General features: G+C 71.5%; 16 protein-coding genes. 6 read left to right on the forward strand and 10 right to left on the reverse strand.

The window, feature by feature from the left end; genetic code table 11:
- Positions 1 to 27: 27 nt before the first annotated feature.
- Positions 28 to 630: a GIY-YIG nuclease family protein gene (locus QFW77_RS06130; RefSeq protein ID WP_280573500.1), complete on the forward strand. Its 603-nt coding sequence runs from the start codon at positions 28 to 30 to the stop codon at positions 628 to 630.
- Positions 631 to 744: 114 nt separating this feature from the next.
- On the opposite strand, the gene QFW77_RS06135 is transcribed toward QFW77_RS06130, so the two are convergent.
- From QFW77_RS06135 to QFW77_RS06165, 7 genes are all read right to left on the reverse strand, one after another.
- Positions 745 to 2,130 (reverse strand): CehA/McbA family metallohydrolase domain-containing protein, encoded by a 1,386-nt coding sequence (locus QFW77_RS06135; protein ID WP_280573501.1) that lies wholly within the window; start codon positions 2,128 to 2,130, stop codon positions 745 to 747.
- 117 nt (positions 2,131 to 2,247) lie between these two features.
- Positions 2,248 to 5,289, reverse strand: coding sequence for a TonB-dependent receptor (locus QFW77_RS06140; RefSeq protein ID WP_280573502.1), 3,042 nt, complete (start codon positions 5,287 to 5,289; stop codon positions 2,248 to 2,250).
- Positions 5,290 to 5,487: 198 nt separating this feature from the next.
- Positions 5,488 to 6,543, reverse strand: coding sequence for a FecR family protein (locus QFW77_RS06145; protein WP_280573504.1), 1,056 nt, complete (start codon positions 6,541 to 6,543; stop codon positions 5,488 to 5,490).
- Positions 6,540 to 7,031, reverse strand: coding sequence for an RNA polymerase sigma factor (locus QFW77_RS06150; RefSeq protein ID WP_280573683.1), 492 nt, complete (start codon positions 7,029 to 7,031; stop codon positions 6,540 to 6,542). The genes QFW77_RS06145 and QFW77_RS06150 overlap by 4 nt, the downstream gene beginning before the upstream one ends.
- 200 nt (positions 7,032 to 7,231) lie before the next feature.
- Entirely contained in the window at positions 7,232 to 8,395 is a 1,164-nt protein-coding gene (locus QFW77_RS06155; RefSeq protein ID WP_280573505.1) for a response regulator, read from the reverse strand.
- On the reverse strand, positions 8,392 to 9,513 hold the full coding sequence (locus QFW77_RS06160) for a sensor histidine kinase (protein WP_280573507.1): 1,122 nt from the start codon (positions 9,511 to 9,513) through the stop codon (positions 8,392 to 8,394). The genes QFW77_RS06155 and QFW77_RS06160 overlap by 4 nt, the downstream gene beginning before the upstream one ends.
- Entirely contained in the window at positions 9,510 to 10,619 is a 1,110-nt protein-coding gene (locus QFW77_RS06165) for an FIST N-terminal domain-containing protein (RefSeq protein ID WP_280573508.1), read from the reverse strand. Before QFW77_RS06165 ends, QFW77_RS06160 begins: the two co-directional genes overlap by 4 nt.
- Positions 10,620 to 10,866: 247 nt before the next feature.
- Here QFW77_RS06165 and QFW77_RS06170 point away from each other — a divergent pair, with 247 nt between their 5' ends.
- A complete protein-coding gene (locus tag QFW77_RS06170; protein WP_280573510.1) occupies positions 10,867 to 13,101 on the forward strand; it encodes an NADP-dependent isocitrate dehydrogenase in 2,235 nt (744 codons plus the stop codon).
- A gap of 66 nt (positions 13,102 to 13,167) precedes the next feature.
- On the opposite strand, the gene QFW77_RS06175 is transcribed toward QFW77_RS06170, so the two are convergent.
- The 3 genes from QFW77_RS06175 to QFW77_RS06185 all read right to left on the reverse strand — a co-directional run bounded on the left by QFW77_RS06175 (position 13,168) and on the right by QFW77_RS06185 (position 15,847).
- Entirely contained in the window at positions 13,168 to 14,382 is a 1,215-nt protein-coding gene (locus QFW77_RS06175; RefSeq protein WP_280573684.1) for an RtcB family protein, read from the reverse strand.
- 103 nt (positions 14,383 to 14,485) lie between these two features.
- Positions 14,486 to 15,508, reverse strand: coding sequence for an NADPH-dependent curcumin/dihydrocurcumin reductase (gene curA, locus QFW77_RS06180; RefSeq protein WP_280573511.1), 1,023 nt, complete (start codon positions 15,506 to 15,508; stop codon positions 14,486 to 14,488).
- Between the two features lie 132 nt (positions 15,509 to 15,640).
- A complete protein-coding gene (locus tag QFW77_RS06185; RefSeq protein WP_280573512.1) occupies positions 15,641 to 15,847 on the reverse strand; it encodes a hypothetical protein in 207 nt (68 codons plus the stop codon).
- A gap of 86 nt (positions 15,848 to 15,933) precedes the next feature.
- Here QFW77_RS06185 and QFW77_RS06190 point away from each other — a divergent pair, with 86 nt between their 5' ends.
- The 4 genes from QFW77_RS06190 (at position 15,934) to QFW77_RS06205 (ending at position 18,910) form a co-directional block, all read left to right on the forward strand.
- Complete coding sequence (locus tag QFW77_RS06190; RefSeq protein ID WP_280573514.1) at positions 15,934 to 16,881, forward strand: LysR substrate-binding domain-containing protein; 948 nt, start codon at positions 15,934 to 15,936, stop codon at positions 16,879 to 16,881.
- A 54-nt stretch (positions 16,882 to 16,935) separates the two neighbouring features.
- The gene (locus tag QFW77_RS06195; protein WP_280573515.1) at positions 16,936 to 17,826 is read left to right on the forward strand and encodes a class I SAM-dependent methyltransferase; all 891 of its coding nucleotides are present in this window, start codon (positions 16,936 to 16,938) and stop codon (positions 17,824 to 17,826) included.
- A 106-nt stretch (positions 17,827 to 17,932) separates the two neighbouring features.
- Complete coding sequence (locus tag QFW77_RS06200; protein WP_280573517.1) at positions 17,933 to 18,346, forward strand: pre-peptidase C-terminal domain-containing protein; 414 nt, start codon at positions 17,933 to 17,935, stop codon at positions 18,344 to 18,346.
- Between the two features lie 18 nt (positions 18,347 to 18,364).
- Complete coding sequence (locus QFW77_RS06205) at positions 18,365 to 18,910, forward strand: pseudouridine synthase (RefSeq protein ID WP_280573519.1); 546 nt, start codon at positions 18,365 to 18,367, stop codon at positions 18,908 to 18,910.
- Positions 18,911 to 18,944: the final 34 nt, after the last annotated feature.

The raw sequence follows: 18,944 nt of genomic DNA on the forward strand, positions 1-18,944 counted from the left end.
GCCGGTCCCGGCCGGCGCACCCGACGGATGCACGCCGGCGGCGGCCGACCTGCTACACCTGCGTGCGTGACCAGTCCCGGCCGCTGCTACGTCTACGTGCTGCCCTGCACCTGGGAGGACCACTGCAAGGTCGGTTTCTCGCGCGATCCCCTCGGCCGCATGCAGGACCTGCATCGGCGCTGGTTCGAATTCTTCGACCTGGCGGGTGCCGCGCTGGTGGAAACCGAGACCGTGCGCGACGCCCGCGAGCTGGAGCTCGAACTGCGCCGTCCGCTGGCCGCGCACCGCGCACCGGCACCGCTGATGGTGCGCAGGCAGGCCGCCGGCCACACCGAATGGCTGCGCGGCGCGGCGCGGCCGCTGCAGCGCGCGATCGACGGACTGGCGGCGCGCGGCCACGTGGTGCACGCACCGCCCCACGAGTGGCTGCGCGCAGCGCTGCGTGCGCGCAGCGAGCAACTCTACGCCTGGACCCTGGCGCAGCTCTCGGCCGACGAGTTGCAGCACCTGGCCGGCCACACGCCGACCCAGCGGCTGGTGCGCGACGCCCTGGACGCATACGCCGCGCTGGAGATCGATGTCGAACCGCTGCTGCCGGTCGAGGTGTTCGGCTGGTACCGCGGAGGCTGATCGCCGCGACGCGCGCCATCCGCGCCGCCTGTCGGTTGCCCGCCGGCGACACGTTCGGTGACGCAGGCGGAAGAGCAGGGTGCGCAAGGAGCAGCGACCCCTCCGCCGATCGCCTCAGGGCGCGATCTCGACGAAGACGGGGTTGGAGTAGAACCACAGGTCCTGCCAGGGATCCTCGCCTGGAACGTCGGCCAGGGGCGCGGCTTCCGCCGTGTTCGCGCCGCGCGCGCGCACGAAGCCGCCGTTCCGGGGCACCGGCAGCGCCCACGACAACGCATACCACCGACCTTCTCTCTTCCAGTCGTCCGGCCCGAAACGCCTGGTTTCCATCCGTGGTTCGCCGCCGCCGCCGCTCCCCACGATCAGCTCGATGTGGCCCAGCGTCGGGCGCTGGCCGTTGAAGTTCAGCCCGGCGGGCTGGCGGACCTTCAGCTCCACCCGCATCGTGCCTGCCGCCGGCATGACCAATGTCCCGCCCATGGCGGCGGCCCGGCCCGTCTCTCCGTCCGCCCGCACCGTCAGTTCCAGGGCATCGATCAGGTCGCCGGTCACCGCGAACATCCTTCCCGCGCGCATGCCGTCGAGGATGTCCCCGGCCTCGTGCCGGGCCCAGACGTAGGTCCTGCTGTACTGCCCGGGATCGAAGTCGCGACCGCCGTCGCGCAGGTTCTCGTGCGAGTCCGAGGTCGCGGTGATCCAGAACCGTCGGCCCTCCGCCAGCATCGCGTCCCACACACCGCCGACCTCGGCGGTCATCTGGTCGAAGCCGCCGAAGGTGGGCGCGGCGGCATTCCGATAGAGCCCGCGATGCACCGGCGCAGCCTGATGCCCGGGCGCGCCCTCCATGCCGACCAGCACCCGTGGCGCGGCATCGTGCCAGGCGCGCAGTTCCGCCGGCTCCACCGCACCCCAGCGGCCGATGCCGGTGGCGGACCGCGACGGATGATTGATGAACACCAGCGGCGGCGCCGGCAGCGTCCGCATGTGCGCCAGGGCGTCGAGCATCAGCTGCCCGTTGTCGCGGCTGCCCGGCTCCAGCGGTTCGGTGCGGCCGTACCCGCGTTCGATCGCGACCAGCTGGTCGCGCTCCTCCGGTCCCGGCGCGATGATCAGCGAGGCATGCTCGCCACCCGGCACGTCGAACTCCATGCCGTTGAACTGGATCAATGCCGGCACCGCCCGCCTGGCCTGCTGCAGGGCGGGCCAGGCATGGTCGCGGGTCACCGCGGAATGGCCGGGACCGCCGTGGTCGGTGTGCACCATCCAGGTCAGGCCGTAGGCCAACGCCTGCTGCGCGTTGCGGGTCCGGGTGTAGGGCGAATCGCCGCCGCGGATCGGCGTGGGCGGGGACGTCGACCGGTCCCAGTCCACGCTCCACTCGCTGTGGACGTGGTGATCGCCCGCCTGCCAGCGGCGCCCGTCGTCCGGGTCGGCGGCCTGTGCCGCCAGCGGCAGGCAGACGATGAACGCCGCGATCGGCAGGCGTGGCGGGGTGCGCATGGACTTTCCTTCTGCATGTGGAGCGGCTGCGTTTGCTGCCGGGGCAGCGCGCGCAGCGCGCGGGATCCGGCCGTGGCGGCAGGTCGACCGCCACGGCCGGGACAACGATGGCCGGCCTCAGAAGTCGGCCCGGATCCCCAGGCTGATGCGCCGGCCCGAACGCTCGTACATGGTCGGGAACGACGGATCCATGGTGTAGCCACCGGTTTCCTCGTCGGTCATGTTGATGCCCTTCAGGGTCAGCTTGATGCTGTCGGTCAACCGGTAGCCGATGGACATGTCGAGCTGGCCGTAGGCGTCGCGCCAGATCGGGTACATGTTGTAGCCGATGGACTCGACGTACTCGTCCTTGTGGTTGTAGGACAGGCGCGCATCGAAGCGGTCGTTGTCGTAGTACAGGGTGACGTTGAAGGTGTTTTCGGCCAGGCCGGGCATCGGCGTGCCGATGCCCAGGTCCGATTCGCCGGCCAGCGAGCTGTCGAGCCTGGTGTAGTTGGCGTTGACGCCGAAGCCTTCGAGCGCGCCGTGCAGCATGGCCAGCGGCAACTGGGCGATCAGCTCGACGCCGTCCACCTCGTAGGACCCGTCGGCATTCACCGGCTGGTACACGTCGAAGTCGTAGCGGCCGTTGAGCGTGCCGTTGGCGTTGTACACCGCCACGTCCTCGACCACCCCGGTCAGCGAGTTGACGACCACGCCCTCGATCTTCTTGCGGAAGTACGACGCCGCCAGCAGGCCGCCGTTCTCGAGGTACTTCTCCAGGCCGATCTCCCATTGCCGGGCGGTGGTCGGCAGCAGGTCGGGGTTGCCGTCGGTGAAGCGGAACGAATTCCAGCTGGCGGTGCGCTTGTAGGCGATGTCGGTCAGCTGCGGGCGGATCAGGGTTTCCGACGCCGCCGCACGCAGCAGCAGGCCGTCCGACAGCTCGGCGGTCATGTTCAGGCTGGGCAGGATGTCGTCGTAGCCGCCTGTCCTGGACACCGGCGAATCCGTGTAGCCGGTGGTGCCGTCCGCGTTCTGCACCGGGTGGTAGCCGAAGGACAGCACCGCGGTGTCGGAATAGCGCGCGCCGGCGTTCACCGACAGCGGCACGCTGCCCAGGTCGAAGGCGAAATCGGCCATCGCGTAGAGGCTGGTCACCTCCTCGTCCACGCGGTAGTACTGGCCCTCGTCGAACGGGGTGGCGAAGCCCGGATAGCGAAAGGCGCCGCGGGCGTATTCGTTGGAGACCTGCCGCCAGTCCAGGTCCTTCACGCCGTACGCGCCGCCGGGGACGATGTCGCTGACCCATTGCAGCGGGCTGTCGGCCAGGGTGCGGGTGTCGACCCAGGAGGTGTCGCCGGCGGCCGGGCCGGTGATCTTGAGCTCGCCGTATTGGCGCTCCTTCGACTTGTCGGTATAGCGCGCGCCGAACTGCACGGTGCGCAGCGCCGGCAGGAACGCGAGGTCGAGCGCCTTGCTGAAATCGAGCTGCGCGGCGTACTTGTCGTCGGTCACCTGTTCCAGCGTGGTCTCGTAGGCCTCGAACAGGTACGCCTGCGGCGCGTCGTACATGTCGATGGTGCCGGGATTGTCGCTGGGGACGGTCTCGCCGCTGTTGCCGGTCCAGCGCGTGCGCGAGGGCGCATAGGCCACGTGTTTGAGGTTGGCGTAGTCGAGCGTCTTTTCCGCACCCGAGTAACCGAGCATCGCGTCGATTCCCCAGCTGTCGCCCTTCCAGTCCATCGCCACGCTGTACTGGCTGTAGTCGGTCCGGTTGATGCGTTCCTTGCTCAGGAACTCGTGCTGGGTGGCGGTGTAGGACACGTCGCGCAGCACGACCATGCCGTGCTCGGAGAGGGTGGTGGCGTCGTATTCGTGGATGGTCTCGAGCGTGCTGCGGCTGGAAGCGGAGTAGGCCGCGGCGTCGTACTCGTCCTCGGTGGTGTCGTAGCCGCCGATCATCGCGTCGAAGGTGAGGCTGAAGCGGTTGCTCGGCCTGTACTGGACCGACGCGGTGGCGCCCCACTTGTCCTGGTCGTTGAGATAGACGCGGTCGCCGACCTTGTCCTGGAAGATGATGCGGCCGGTCTCGTCGCGGTCGGTGCGATCGCGCACGACGATGCCCGCATCGCGCTCGAGGACCTCGGCGGCCTGGCTTCCGCGCGGGTCCGACGCCTCCAGGAAGCGGAACATCGGCCGGAAGTTGATGCCCGAGGTGGAATCGGTGCGGTTGGTGCGCTCCGCCTTGGAGAAGGAGACCAGCGCGCCCCAGTCGCCCCGGGTGTCGCTGGCCAGGAACGACAGCCTGGGATCGGTCTGCTCGGAGATCGAGTTGTAGGCGCCTTCCGCCGAGGCGACCAGCTTGCGACCGTCGTAGTCGAACGGGCGCGCGGTGGAGATCAGCACCGAACCGGCGATGCCGCCCTCCTCGTCCGCGGCGGTGGGCGACTTCTGCACCGTCACCTGCTGGATGATCTCGGAGGCGAAGATGTCGAACTCCACGTCGCGCCCGCCGCTGCCCGAGGCCGTCGCCAGGTTGTTGATGGAGACGTGGGTGAACTCGGACGGCAGGCCGCGCACGTTGACCCGGGTGCCCAGGCCCTTGTTGCGTTCGATCGTCACGCCGGGCATGCGCTGCAGGGCCTCCGAGAGGTTCTGCTCGGGAAAGTCGGCGACGTCGGTGGCGACGATGGAGTCGGAGAACCCGATGTTCGACCGCTTGATGTCCACCGCCTGTTCGAGACTGCGGCTGTAGCTGCCGACCACCTGGACGCTTTCCAGTTCCTGCACGGGGGACAGCGCCTGCGGCACCGCGGCGGCGCCCGGCGCGGCGCCCGGTACCGCCGGCGCCGGGGCCGGAGCGTCCATGGCACCCGCGGCCTCGATGGTCACGGTGGTCGCATTGAGATAGCGATGACGCAATCCCGTGCCGGCCAGCAGTCGCTTCAGGCCTTCCTCGGGCGGCAGGCCCGCGGGGATGGCGCGGGTCTCGGGGTTCCCGGCCGCCTGCGCGCCATAGACGAACTGCAGACCGGTCTGCCGCGACAGCGCGTTGAGCGCGCGGTCCAGGGGCTGCGACGCAATGGCCTCGGTCGCGACGCCGGCCTCCTGTGCGGTCGCGGTGGTGGTTGCGGCCTGCAAAGCCAGGGCGATCGAGAGAAACAGGATTCTGCGCATCGTGGATTCCAGTGGGGTGATGTCGGGCGCCGCGACGCAGGGGCGGTCGCGCATGCCTGGACTACGAGGGCCCGGAGCGGAGACCGGGCACCGCCTTTTCGATGAATTTTTTTTTACAGCGCCGGCGGCGGTGCGCGTTTCATCGACGGCTGCGTCGATTCACGCGGCGCCGCAACGAAGCACGACCGGTGCGACGTTCTATTTGCGCTGTACGCCGCCGGGCACGCGGCGCCGGGTGCCGACGCCGATCCTGTCCGCGGACAGCGTCGTCCTGAGCGTGGGCTGCCCGTCGAGGAAGGCGCGCAGCGACTCCAGGTCGTCGCCGCTCAGGTTGCCGGTCAGGCGCAACTCGCCGGCGGCCGCGTCCTCCACGTGCAGGTGGACGCGATTGAGGCGGTTGAACGCATCGGCCACGTCGCGCAGCGGCATGTCGCGGAACACGACCCGTCGCGTCCACCATCCCGTCATCGTCTCGACATCCTCGTGGCTCACGCTGACGGCCTGGTCGCGATAGTCGACGCGGGCGCTCTGGCCGGCGCGCAGGTCCGCCAGGAGCCGGCCTTCGCCGGCGGCGGCGACGATGCGCACCCGGCCCTCGGCCACGCCGATCCGCGCCTGCTCGCGCTGCAGCGAGACGTCGAAGGTGGTGCCGATGTCGCGGACCTGCAGGCCCGCCGCGTGGACCGCGAAGGGACGGCGGTCGTCGGCCACCACGAAGCTCGCCTGCCCGCGCGCCAGTTCGATGCGACGGTGCAGCAGGCTGAAGCGCATGGACAACGCGCTCTCGGCGTTCAGGTGCACCACGGTGCCGTCGGGAAGCTCGAAACTGCGCGGCGCACCGTGCGGCGCGGCGTAATGCGCGGATCGCGGCCAGGCGAGGTGCATGCCGATGCCCAGCGCGAGCAGCGCGACCGCCGCGGCCGCGAAGCGCGGCAGGCGCATTCGCCGCCGGGGCACCGTCTTCGGCGGCGGTGGGCGCCGGGCGGGCAGCACGACCACGTTGCCGGGTGCCGCCCGCGGCGCTTCGTCGTCGATCAGCGCCTCCAGGTCGATGGGCATCGCGCGCAGGAGGTCGCCCAGCTCACCCGCCACCCGGGCGATGGCCAGGTATTCGCGCAGGTGCTCCGGCGAGGCCGCCAGCCAGTCCATGAAGCGCGCCTGCTGCGCCGTGCTCAGCCGGTCCTGGCGTTGCAGCGCATGCCAGTGCGCCGCTTCCTGGGTGATGCGTGCCGGGTGGTCCCCGGGTTCGGTCATCGCGCCCCCGCGGGAGCGGCCAGCGCACGCCGGCAGACGGAGAGTCCGCGCACCACGTGCTTCTTGACCATGTGCGGCGACACGCCCAGCCGCTCGGCGATCTGCTTGTAGCTCAGGCCGTCGCGGTACTGCATCACCAGCACCGCGCGGGTGGGCCCGGGCAGGCCGTTCAGCAGTGCCTGCAGGCGCTTTCCCCGCTGCGCGCGTTCGGCGGCGTCCTCGACGCTCTCCTCGCTGCTGAGCAGGGCCGTCAGGGCCTCGAGATCGTCGATCGGCAGCGGCGATCGCTGGCGGCGCACCGCCTGTTCGCGCGCGAGGTTCAACGCGACAGTGAACAGGTACGCCTCAGGATTGGCGATCGCCCCGCCCTGGCGATCGTGCGCCCGCAGCAGGCGCAGGTAGGTTTCCTGCACCAGGTCCTCCGCGTCCTCGTTCGCGCCGCGACGCACGAAGAATCCGCGCAGCACCGGCCCCTGTTCGGCGAACATGCGCGCCAGTCCCCGCTTCGCCTGTTCGGCCAACGTGCCGTCCTACCCCTGGAGTGCGCGGCAAGGTAAGGCCGGTTCATGACGCCGCGGTGACCGCGTGGGCGCTTCGCCCGCCGCACGGGCCTCGGGCCGGATCCGCCCAACCATCGGCGGCCGCCCGGCCGGGGTGCTCGGCCGGCCCACGGCCGTCGGGTGCCGGTTCAGAACGCAGCCACGTCCGGCTCCGGGGCCCCGGGGTCGGCCCCGCAGCTGACCAGCACCGGTTCCTCGATGGCGCCGGCGGCATGCAGGTTGCGCAACGCCAGGATCGCGGTGGCGCTGAGCTCGCTGCCCTGCCGCAGCAGCATGGTGCCGCGGGTGCTGGCGATGTCGCGCTCCACCCGCCAGCCCGGCATCAGCTCGCGGATGCGCGCCAGCCGCGGGCCCTCGTGGATGCGCAGGCGCAGCCCGCCCAGTGCCTTGACGATGTCCGTCGGGATCTCCGGCTCCAGCATGCGCACGCCCTCGATGGCGCTGGCCTGCGACTCCTTGCGCGACAGGCACCGCACCAGATACAACGCGGCGCGCAGCAGCTGCGCGCCACGCACCACCTCGGCGGGCTCGCCATGGGGCGGCGGCGCCGCCTGGTAGCGGACGATCCGGGCCACGGTGTCCAGGCGCGGGATCTCCGCCAGCAGCCGGTGGCCGACCTCGGGGTGCGACTCCAGCAGCCGCCGCTCCTCCCCGGAGAGCTCGCCGCCGGCCAGGTCGCGCTGGATCAGGTCGGCGGGAACGCCGACGCAGCCGACATGGCTGAGCGCCGCGGCCACCCGCACCGCCCAGCTGTCGGCCCAGCCGAGCCGGTCGGCGACGTGGGCGACGCAGGTCTGCAGCAGCTCGGAGCGATGAAAGGCGCCCGGCGCCACCATCGACAGCACCTCGGTGAGCATGCGGATGGCCCCGGCCAGCGTGGTCTCCAGCAGCTCGCGCTCGAACAGGATGCGGCGGTGCACCCGCACCGCTTCGTGCAGGGTGGCGGCGAGCTCCTCGGTCGGGCAGGGCTTGCACAGGAACCGGAAGATGGCGCCGCGGTTGATCGCCGCGATCGCCGACTCGGCGTCGGCCTGCCCGGTCAGCAGCACCCGCACCGTGTCCGGGGAGCGCTGGCGGACCAGGCCGAGAAACGTGGCGCCGTCCATCGCCGGCATGCGCATGTCGGAGACGACGACGTCGAACGGCGGCGCTTCCGCCATCGCCGCCAGCGCCGCCTCGCCGCCGCCGGCGGTCGTCACCTCGAACTGGCCGAACAGGTTGCGTTCGAGCGCGGCGAGCAGGTTGGGCTCGTCGTCGACGCACAGGATGCGCGGCAGCGCGGCTTCGCTCACGGCCCCGCCCCCGTGGCCTCTATCGGCAGGCGTACCACGAAGGTGGTGCCGGGCCCGGCACCGGTCTCGAAGAAGAGCGCGCCGCCGTGTTTGTCGACCACCGTGGAATAGGCCATCGCCAGTCCCTGCCCGGTGCCCTTGCCCACCGGCTTGGTGGTGAAGAACGGGTCGAACACCCGGGTGCGGATCGCCTCCGGGATCCCGGGCCCGTCGTCGGCGACGCGGATGTCGACGTGGCGGTCGCCGAACCTGCGCACCGAGATCGCGATCCGGCCCTTGTCCCGCTGCCCGGGCACCAGGCTGTCGGAGATCGCATGCGCGGCGTTGACCACCAGGTTCAACAGCACCTGGCCGATCTCGTCGCGCAGGCAGGAGACCTCCGGCACGTCCTCCGCGAAATCCTGCTCCATCTGCGCGACGTACTTCCACTCGTTGCGCGCCACCGTCACCGCGGTTTCGACCAGCGGGCGCAGGTCGACGCGCTCCTTCTCGCCCGCCGAGGGGTGCGAGAACTGCTTCATCGCGCCGACGATCCTGGAGATCCGGTCCAGCCCCTCCAGCGACTGCTCCAGCGCCTCGGGCACCTGGCGTCGAACGTAGTCGAAGCGGGTGCGGCGGACCGCGGCCTCGAACGCCTCCACCGGCGCCTCGAGCCCGCCGCAGCCGCGCGCCGCCTCGACCACGGCCAGCGCGGCGGCCAGCACCTCGTCGGCGGCGGCCATGCCCTTGCGCACGAAGGCGACGTTGTCGCGCACGTACTGGGCCGGGGTGTTGATCTCGTGGGCGATGCCGGCGGCGAGCTGGCCCACCGATTCCATCTTCTGCGCCTGCAGCAGCGCCGCCTGGGTCCTGCCCAGCTCGGTGAGCGCGCGCTGCAGCTCGTGGCGCTCCTCGCTCAGTTCGCGGGTCTTCATGGCCACGACCCTTCCCAGCGCGACGTTGTGCTGCAGGGTCGCCAGCGGCGAAGCGGCCGAGTGGTCGCGCTCGCGCACCCGCCGCTTCAGCACCGCGATCACCTTGTCGCGCGCCGCCAGCCTGCGCCGCAGCTCGGCCACGGCGGCGGCGTCCGCCGTTGCCGGGGCCGCCTGGGGCGGTGCTGCGCGGCCGGCCCTGCTCATGCCCCGATCGCCACGCCGGTGAACGTCTGGTTGACGTGCAGGCCGTTGAACTGCTCGCCATAGGTGGAGAAGCCGAACACGTGCTGACCGGCCATGAACGCGCCGACCCGTACGGCCAGGCCGCTCTGCTCGAAGCCGACGCGGCGCAGGATGCAGTCGCAGCCGATCACCAGCGCCGGGTCCGCCACGCTGCGGCGGACCTCGGCGAATGCGCGCTCCAGGGTGTCCATCGGGTCCACCGCCCGCCCCACCGAGACCACCATGGCCTCGTCGACCGCGCAGTAGCAGGTGAGCGACAGATCCGCGTTGGCCCGCAGGATCGAGCGCACGTAGGGCTCGCCGGCGATGGTCAGCAGCAGCGGGTGGGTGGAGAAGACGGCGGCGTCAAGGTCGGCCACCGCCACCCCCACCGCCTCCGCATACGCCAGTGCCGCCGGTTCGCCGTCCAGCTCGAAGATGATGCGCCGGTCCGGATCCGCGCCGGTGACCACCAGCTCGATCTGGCTGGGCACGAAATGCTGGAACTTGAAGGCGGCGAACGGGTTGCGGCACTCGAACAGCGCCAGCACCGCGGCATGGGACAGGAAGCGGCCGTCGTGGTAGACGTGGGTGCGTTCGAACTTGAGGTTGTCGCCGGCCGAACCGCCGATGACCGGCAGGCTGCCGGTCATCTGGTACAACGCCGCGGCCAGGTGTTCCTCGCAGGTCGACAGTCCGTCGACCAGCAGCAGTCCGAACCATTGCGCGGGCCTCGCCTCGGTCGCCGCCTGCACGGTGGCGGCCGCGACCGCGGCCTGGGCCTGCAGGTCGGACAGCGGCGCGATCAGCAGCGGGTGGACGTCGATCGCGCCGCCGCGCACGCCCGCGGCGAGGATGCCGCTGGCCTGGAACCCGCGTGCGCCGAGCTGCCCGGCCGAGGTGCAGCCGATCACCGGGCAGGCGAACGCGGCCTTGATCGCCGCCCCGAGCGCATCCAGGTCGTAGTCGGGGTCGCAGAACAGCAGCACCGCGTCGAGCTCGGCGCCGCCGAGCTGCCCGGCCAGTTCGTGCACCGCTGCGGTCGCATCGCGCGAGGAGGTCTCGGCATGGGTGACGCGCAGTGCCATCGGCTGGGTTTCCGGGTGTCCCTGCCGTCGATAGCGGCGGCCGGGGCCGGAGATTGAGGCCGGACCGGCCCCGATCCGCAGGCGCACCGCGCCGTCCCTTTGCCCGCCCCTGCGGTTCCCGCCACAATACGGCGATCGCTCGCGCCTCCATCGCCCCGCCGTCGCCGGCGCCCGGCCGCCGCGATCCCGCCCGGTCCGGCCCGCCGCCCGCGCGCCCTCCTTCCGCCTGCAGGAACCCCCACGCCCCATGTCCGACGCCCCCAAGATCATCTACACCCTGACCGACGAAGCCCCCTACCTGGCCACCCAGTCGCTGTTGCCGATCGTCTCGGCGTTCGCCGCCACCGCCGGCGTGGCGGTGGAGACCCGCGACATCTCGCTGGCCGGGCGCATCATCGCCCAGTTCCCGGAACGGCTCACCGCGGAGCAGCGCATCGGCGACCATCTCGCCGAGCTCGGCGAGCTGGCCACCACGCCGGAGGCCAATATCGTCAAGCTGCCGAACATCAGCGCGTCCGAGCCGCAGCTGAAGGCGGCGATCCGCGAACTCCAGGGCCAGGGCTACGATCTGCCGGACTACCCCGACGCGCCGAGCAGCGACGGCGAACGGGACATCCGGAACCGCTATGACCGGGTCAAGGGCAGCGCGGTGAATCCGGTGCTGCGCGAGGGCAATTCCGACCGCCGCGCGCCGGCCTCGGTGAAGCGCTACGCACGCAAGCACCCGCACCGGATGGGCAAGTGGAGCGCCGACTCGAAGACCCACGTCGCGCACATGGCCGACGGCGACTTCTACGCCAGCGAGCGCTCGGCCACGCTCGAACGCGCCGGCTCGCTGCGCATCGAGCTGCACCGCGCCGACGGCGAGCGTACGGTGCTGAAGGACGCGGTGAAGGTGCAGGCCGGCGAGATCGTCGATGCCGCGGTGATGCGCCGCAGTGCGCTGTCCGCCTTCGTCGACGCCCAGATCGAGGACGCCAAGGCCCGGGGCGTGCTGTTCTCGCTGCACCTCAAGGCGACCATGATGAAGGTCTCCGATCCGATCGTCTTCGGGGTGGTGGTGGAGCGCTTCTACCGCGAAGTCCTGGAGAAGCACGCCGCGGCCCTGGCCGAGGTCGGCTTCGACGGCGACAACGGCATCGGCGACCTCTACGCGAAGCTGGACCGCCTGCCGGAAGCGACCCGCGACGCCATCCGCGCCGACATCGACGCGCTCTACATGCAACGCCCGCGGCTGGCGATGGTGAACTCCGACAAGGGCATCACCAACCTGCACGTGCCCAGCGACGTGATCGTCGACGCGTCGATGCCGGCGATGATCCGCGACTCCGGCCGCATGTGGAACGCCGACGGCGAGCTGCAGGACACCAAGGCGGTGATCCCGGATCGCAGCTACGCCGGCGTGTACCAGGCGGTGATCGACGATTGCCGCGCCAACGGCGCGTTCGACCCGGCCACCATGGGCAGCGTGCCCAACGTCGGGCTGATGGCGCAGAAGGCCGAGGAGTACGGCTCGCACGACAAGACCTTCCGGATCCCTGCCGAGGGAACGGTGCGGGTCACCGACCAGGACGGCGCCGTGGTGTTCGAGCACGCGGTCGAGACCGGCGACATCTGGCGCATGTGCCAGACCCGCGACGCCCCGGTGCGAGACTGGGTGCGGCTGGCGGTGGAGCGGGCCCGGCTGAGCGCCACGCCGGCGGTGTTCTGGCTCGATCCGGCGCGCGCGCACGACGGCCAGGTGATCGCCAAGGTCGAGACCTACCTGAAGGACCACGACACCGGCGGCCTGGACATCCGCATCCTCGATCCGGTGGCGGCCACGACGTTCTCGCTCGAGCGCATCCGCCGGGGCGAGGACACCATCTCGGTCACCGGCAACGTGCTGCGCGACTACCTGACCGACCTGTTCCCGATCCTGGAGCTGGGCACCAGCGCCAAGATGCTCTCGGTGGTGCCGTTGATGGCCGGCGGCGGGCTGTTCGAGACCGGCGCCGGCGGCTCGGCGCCCAAGCACGTGCAGCAGTTCGTCGAGGAGAACCACCTGCGCTGGGACTCGCTGGGCGAGTTCCTGGCGCTGGCGGCCTCCTTCGAGCACCTGGCCGGGCGCCACGACAATGCCGCCGCGGGGGTGTTGGCCAGGGCGCTGGACCGGGCCAACGGCATGTTCCTGGACGGCAACAAGTCCCCCTCGCGCAGGGTCGGCGAACTGGACAACCGCGGCAGCCACTTCTTCCTGGCGCTGTACTGGGCCCAGGCGCTGGCGGCGCAGGAAGAAGACGCCGCGCTGCAGGGGACCTTCGCGCCCCTGGCGGCGACGCTGGCGGCCAGCGAGGCCAAGATCGTCGAGGAGCTCAATGCGGTGCAGGGAAAGGCCGTGGACATCGGCGGCTACTATCATCCCGACCTGGAGCGCGTCGCCCGGGCGATGCGGCCGAGCGCGACGTTCAACGCGGCGCTGGATTCCCTGGCGGCCGGCTGAGCGCGTCAGCGCGCTGACAACGGGAGGCCCGGGCATGCGCGGGCCTTCTTCATGGTGTCCGCCCGCTCACCCCTTCACGCAGACCACCTGGCGCAGGGTGTGCACCACCTCGACCAGGTCCGACTGCGCCGCCATCACCGCGTCGATCGACTTGTAGGCCGCCGGCGACTCGTCGATCACCGCCTTGTCCTTGCGGCATTCGACGTGCGCGGTGGCCTCGCGGTGCTGGGCCAGGGTGATGTTCTGGCGCGCTGCGGTGCGGCTCATCACCCTTCCGGCGCCGTGGCTGCAGCTGTGGAAGCTGTCGGCGTTGCCGCGTCCTCGCACGATGTAGCTGCGCGTGCCCATGCTGCCGGGGATGATCCCCAGCTCGCCCGCGCGCGCGCTCACCGCACCCTTGCGGGTCACCAGCAGCGCCTCGCCGCCATGCGTCTCCTTCTGCACGTAGTTGTGGTGGCAGTTGACCGCCATCTTCTCGAGCTGGAACTTCGGCAGGCGCTGGCGCAGCTCGTGCAGCACCCGCGCCATCATCGCCTCGCGGTTCTCGCGGGCGTAGTCCTGCGCCCACGACACCGCCTCGACGTAGTCGTCGAACAGCGGCTCTCCTTCCATGAAGAACGCCAGGTCCTTGTCGGGCAGATGGAAGCCGAGCACGCGGTGCGCCAGCTGTTCGCGGGCGCGTTCGATGAAATAGCTGCCGATCAGGTTGCCGGTGCCGCGCGAGCCGGAGTGCAGCATCACCCACACCGCGTCGGCCTCGTCCAGGCAGATCTCGATGAAGTGATTGCCGCCGCCCAGGGTGCCGACCTGGCGGTCGAGCTTGTCGGTGCGGATGCGCCGGTGCTTGGCCTTGATCGTGTCCAGCCGCGCCGCCAGTCCCGATTGCGCGATGCGGGTGCCGATGCTGTCGGGCGGGCGGCGATGCTCGCCGCCGGGACCGTTGCCGACCGGCACGCTGCGCTCGATTCCCGTACGCAGCTGCACCAGGCTGTCGGGAAGGTCGGAGGCGCGCAGGGTGGTCCGCACCGCGGCCATGCCGCAGCCGATGTCGACGCCGACCGCGGCCGGGATGATCGCGCCGCGGGTCGGGATCACCGAGCCGACGGTGGCGCCCTTGCCCAGGTGCACGTCGGGCATCACCGCCACCCAGGGCCCGACGAACGGGATCGCGGCGATGTTCCGCAGCTGGCGGTGGGCCTGGTCCTCGAGCGGCACCCCGCGCACCCAGCCCTTGATCGGGGTGGCGGCGCCTTCGGCGTGCAGCAGCTCGTAGTCGGCCATGGATCGGTTGCCATTCGGGGTATTCATGACGCCCCCGGCGCGAGCATCCGGGGGCGTTCGCATGCCTCGGAGATCGGGGCCCCCGATCTCCCTGCCAAGGCGATCAGGCGATGCGCACCAGGCGCTTGCCGAAGTTCTCGCCGCGGAGCAGGCCGATCAGACCCTGCGGCGCGTTCTCCAGACCTTCCACGATGTCCTCGCTGTAGCGGACCTTGCCGTCGCGCAGCCAGGCGCCCATCTCGCGCAGGAACTCCGGGTAGAGCTTGTTGAAGTCGAACACGATGAAGCCGCGGATGGTCAGCCGCCTGGCCAGCGCCAGCGCCATCAGCTGCGGCAGGCGATCCGGCCCCGGCGGCGGCGCACTGTCGTTGTAGTGCGCGATCAACCCGCACACCGGTATCCGCGCGAACTCGTTGAGCAAGGGCAGCACCGCGTCGAACACGTGGCCACCGACGTTCTCGAAGTACACGTCGATGCCGTCCGGCACCGCCGCCTTCAGCTGCGCGGCGAAGTCGTCGGCGCGATGGTCCAGGGCGACGTCGAAGCCGAGATCGTCGCGCAGGTGCGCCACCTTGCGCGGACCGCCGGCGATACCGACCACGCGCGCGCCGCGCAGCTTCGCGATCTGGCCGACGGTGGCGCCGACCGGTCCGGAGGCGGCCGCCACCACCACGGTCTCGCCCGGCGCCGGCTTGCCGATCTCGCGCAGGCCCGCGTACGCGGTGAATCCGGGCATGCCGTACACGCCCAGCGCGGTGGTCAACGGCAGGTCGCCGGGATCGAGCTTGCGGCGCAGGCTGTCGCCATCGGCCACGGCATGGGTCTGCCAGCCGCCCTCGGCCAGCACCAGCTCGCCGGGCGCCAGATCCGGGTGCAGCGACTCCACCACCTCCGATACGGTGCCACCCTCCATCACCGCGCCGACCTCGATCGGGGCGACATAGGAACGGCCGGCGTTCATGCGCCCGCGCATGTAGGGGTCGAGCGAGAGCCAGCGGTTGCGCAGCAGCACCTGGCCCTTGCCGGGCACGGGCAGCGGGGCGCGCTCGATGCGGAAGTCGGCCTCGGTCGGCTCGCCGTTCGGTCGCGCGGCGAGCAGGACGCGGGTGTTCTGGGTGGCGGTCATGGCGCTCACGGTTCGCGGGGGAGTGCGCACCATAGCGCCGCCGGGGCGACGTGCGCGGCGGCGGCCGGCAATACTGCGTTGCGGCTGTGCAACGCCGTGGTGGACGCCGCCGGTCCCGGCCTCCGCACCGTGCTAGCCGGCCGACGCCGCGGCCCCGGGAGTGGCGGGCGCGTCCTGACCCGCGCTCCGCCGTCCGCGGCGCAGGTCGCCGGGCGGGTCCCGCAGCAGCGGCGGCAGCTCCGCCGCCGCGCCCGCGTCCGGCTCCGCCGCCAGCGCGCGCGCCAGGTGCGGGCTTGCGATATGCCCGTGCAGGAACAGCAGTTCGTTCCAGATGCTCATGTCGAACGCTCCAAGGCTTGAACGGTTCACAAGCTAGGCCGATAGTCGGAGGATGAAAATCGCTCAATTCCGAAAGCAGGCTTGAAATGGTTTCAAGTCCGACCGCGGCGCCGAGGGACCTGCGCGCGCCGCTGCACGCGCTGCAGGGATTCGTGGCGGTGGCGCAGGCCGGCAGCCTGACCGGCGCGGCGGCGGCGCTGCACCTGACTGTCAGCGCCCTCAGCCACCAGATCGCCGCGCTCGAGCGGCGCCTGGACAGGCGGCTGTTCGAGCGCGGTCCGCGCGGCATGCATCCCACCGCCGACGGCCAGCGCCTGCTGCAGCAGGTCGCCCCGCACCTGGCGGCGATCGAGCAGGCGCTGCGACCGTTGGCGGCGCGGCGCGACCACGTGCTCACCCTCAGCGTTGTGCCGTCGCTGGCCTCGGCCTGGCTGCTGCCGCGGCTGCCGGGGTTCGCCGCCGCCAACCCGCAGCTCGACCTCAACCTGCTGTCGGACGCCGCGCTGGTGGACTTCGCCCGCGCCGGCGATGTCGACGCCGCGCTTCGCAGCGGCGGCGGCGCCTGGCCCGGGGTGATCGCCGAGCACCTGTTCGACGAGTGGCTGGCGCCGGTGGCGAGCCCGGCGCTGGTGGCGCGGATGCGCCGCACCGGCGCCGGCACCGGCGATCTGGCGCGCTGGCCGCTGCTCGGCGACCCCGATCCCGAGGCCTGGCCGCAATGGTTCGCGCGCCACGGCGGGACCGTGCCGGCACGGTTCGCAGCGCGTTTCGACGACGCCGAGGCGCTGCACCGGGCCGCCGCCGCCGGCATGGGGGTGGCGCTGGGCCGGCTGACCCGGGTCCGCCTGCTGCTGGAGTCGCGGCAGCTGCAGCGGCTGGGCCGCAAGCGCCTGCGGACCGGCTATGCGCACTACCTGGTGTATCCGCCGCACCGACAGGCGCACGCCGGCTTGCGCGCGTTCCGCGAGTGGCTGCATGGCGAGGCGAGGCGGCATGCCGCCGCCAGCGGCAGCCGCGGCGCTGCGGCGCACTAACGGCCGCGGCCGGATTGGCGCTAGGCTGGCCGCCCCTCGACCGGAGCCCGCCGAATGAAGCGCACCCTGCTCGCCGCCCTGCTGCCCGCCCTGTTCGCCGCCTGTGCCGCCGAAAGCGACCCCCCCGCGGCCGCGACCACCCCCCCGCCCGCGGCCGAAGCCCCGGTTCCGGCGCCCGATGCCGCCGTGGACAGCGCCGCGGAGCTGGACCGGGTCCTCGCCGGCGACTGGCGCACGCCGGAGTTCGCCGCCCGCGACCAGTACCGCCACCCGAAGGAGACGCTGTCCTTCTTCGGTATCACCCCGGACATGACCGTGGTCGAGATCACCCCCGGCGGCGGCTGGTATGCCGAGATCCTGGCGCCCTACCTCTACGAGAACGGCACCTATGTCGCCGCCGTGGTGGACCCGGCCAGCCAGGAGGAGGCGGATTCTCGGGAGTACTATGCGCGCGCCCGCGACGGCCTGCGCGAGCGCCTGGGCGGCGAGCCGGAAGCGGTGTACGGCCGCGCCACCATGGTCGAGTTCGACCCGGCGGCGCCGCGCTTCGGCGAGCCGGGCACCGCCGACGCCGTGCTCACCTTCCGCAACGTCCACAACTGGCTGGGCAACGACACCGCGAACGGCATGTTCCAGGGCTTCTTCGAGGTGCTCAAGCCGGGCGGCGTGCTCGGCGTGGTCGAGCACCGCGCGGAGCAGGAGCTGCCCAAGGACGACGAGTCCGGTTATGTCGCCGAGGCGACGGTGATCGCGCTGGCCGAAAGCGCCGGCTTCCGGCTGGTGGACCGCAGCGACATCAACGCCAACCGCGACGACACCCGCGACCACCCCAACGGGGTGTGGACGCTGCCGCCCTCCAACAACCACGACGAGGCCGACGCCGAGAAGTACGCCGCGATCGGCGAGAGCGACCGCATGACGCTGCGTTTCGTCAAGCCCGAATGAGCCCTGGCGCGCCCGCGGACGGAAGCCGCGGGCGCGTGGCGGGGGCGAAGCTGGTGTACGCTTCGCGCGCGCTGTTCGCGTCCATTCGTCCATCCCAGGGGGTTCCATGCGTCTTGCTCGTTCATTGATTCCGTTCGCCATCGCCGCACTGGCCGCGGTGCCGGCCGCCGCCGCCGAACCGCTGCCGCCCGGCAAGACCGTGGAAGGCACGCTGCGCGCCGAGGACCGCCCGGCCGACAACGGCGGCCGCAGCCACGACTACACCCTGGAGCTGACCGAGGGCCAGCTGGTGGCGATCACCGTCAAGTCGACCGAGTTCGACCCGGTGGTGATCCTGTTCGGGCCCGACAATGAGCGCATCGCCGAGAACGACGACAAGGAAGGCGGCGGGACCGACTCGCTGCTGGTCACTTCCGCCCCGTCCACCGGCAAGCACACGGTCCGGGTCAACTCGCTGCCGATGGGCGACGGCCACACCGGCGCGTACTCGGTGCGCGCGGTGGTGATCAGCGAAGACTGAAGCGCGGCCGCGGCCGCGGTGCTGATCGCGTTCAACAAGCCGTACGGGGTGCTGTGCCAGTTCACCGACCGCAGCACCCCGCCGCGCGCCACCCTGGCCGGCTTCGGCCTGCCGGCCGCGGTCTATCCCGCCGGCCGCCTCGACCACGACAGCGAAGGCCTGCTGCTGCTGACCGACGACGGTGCCCTGGCGCACCGCATCACCGACCCGCGCCACAAGCTGGCCAAGACCTACTGGGCGCAGGTCGAAGGCGCTCCAGGGCCGGAGCAACTGACGGCATTGCGCAACGGCGTCGAGCTGCGCGACGGGCCCACCCGGCCCGTCGTGGCCGAAGCCATCGGCGCCCCGTCGCTGTGGCCGCGCGACCCGCCGGTGCGGTTCCGCAAGCGGGTGCCGGACGCCTGGCTCGAGCTGGTGCTACGGGAGGGCCGCAACCGCCAGGTACGGCGCATGACCGCGGCGGTCGGCCTGCCCACCCTGCGCCTGGTCAGGGTCGCGATCGGGCCGTGGCAGCTGCGCGGCCTGGCGCCGGGACAGTGGACCGAGGTAGCGCCGAGCCTCTGAAATGAACGCTTAAGTTTGTTCATGAACGGGCCGG

This window comes from Luteimonas endophytica (assembly GCF_029887875.1).
Lineage (GTDB): Bacteria > Pseudomonadota > Gammaproteobacteria > Xanthomonadales > Xanthomonadaceae > Luteimonas > Luteimonas endophytica.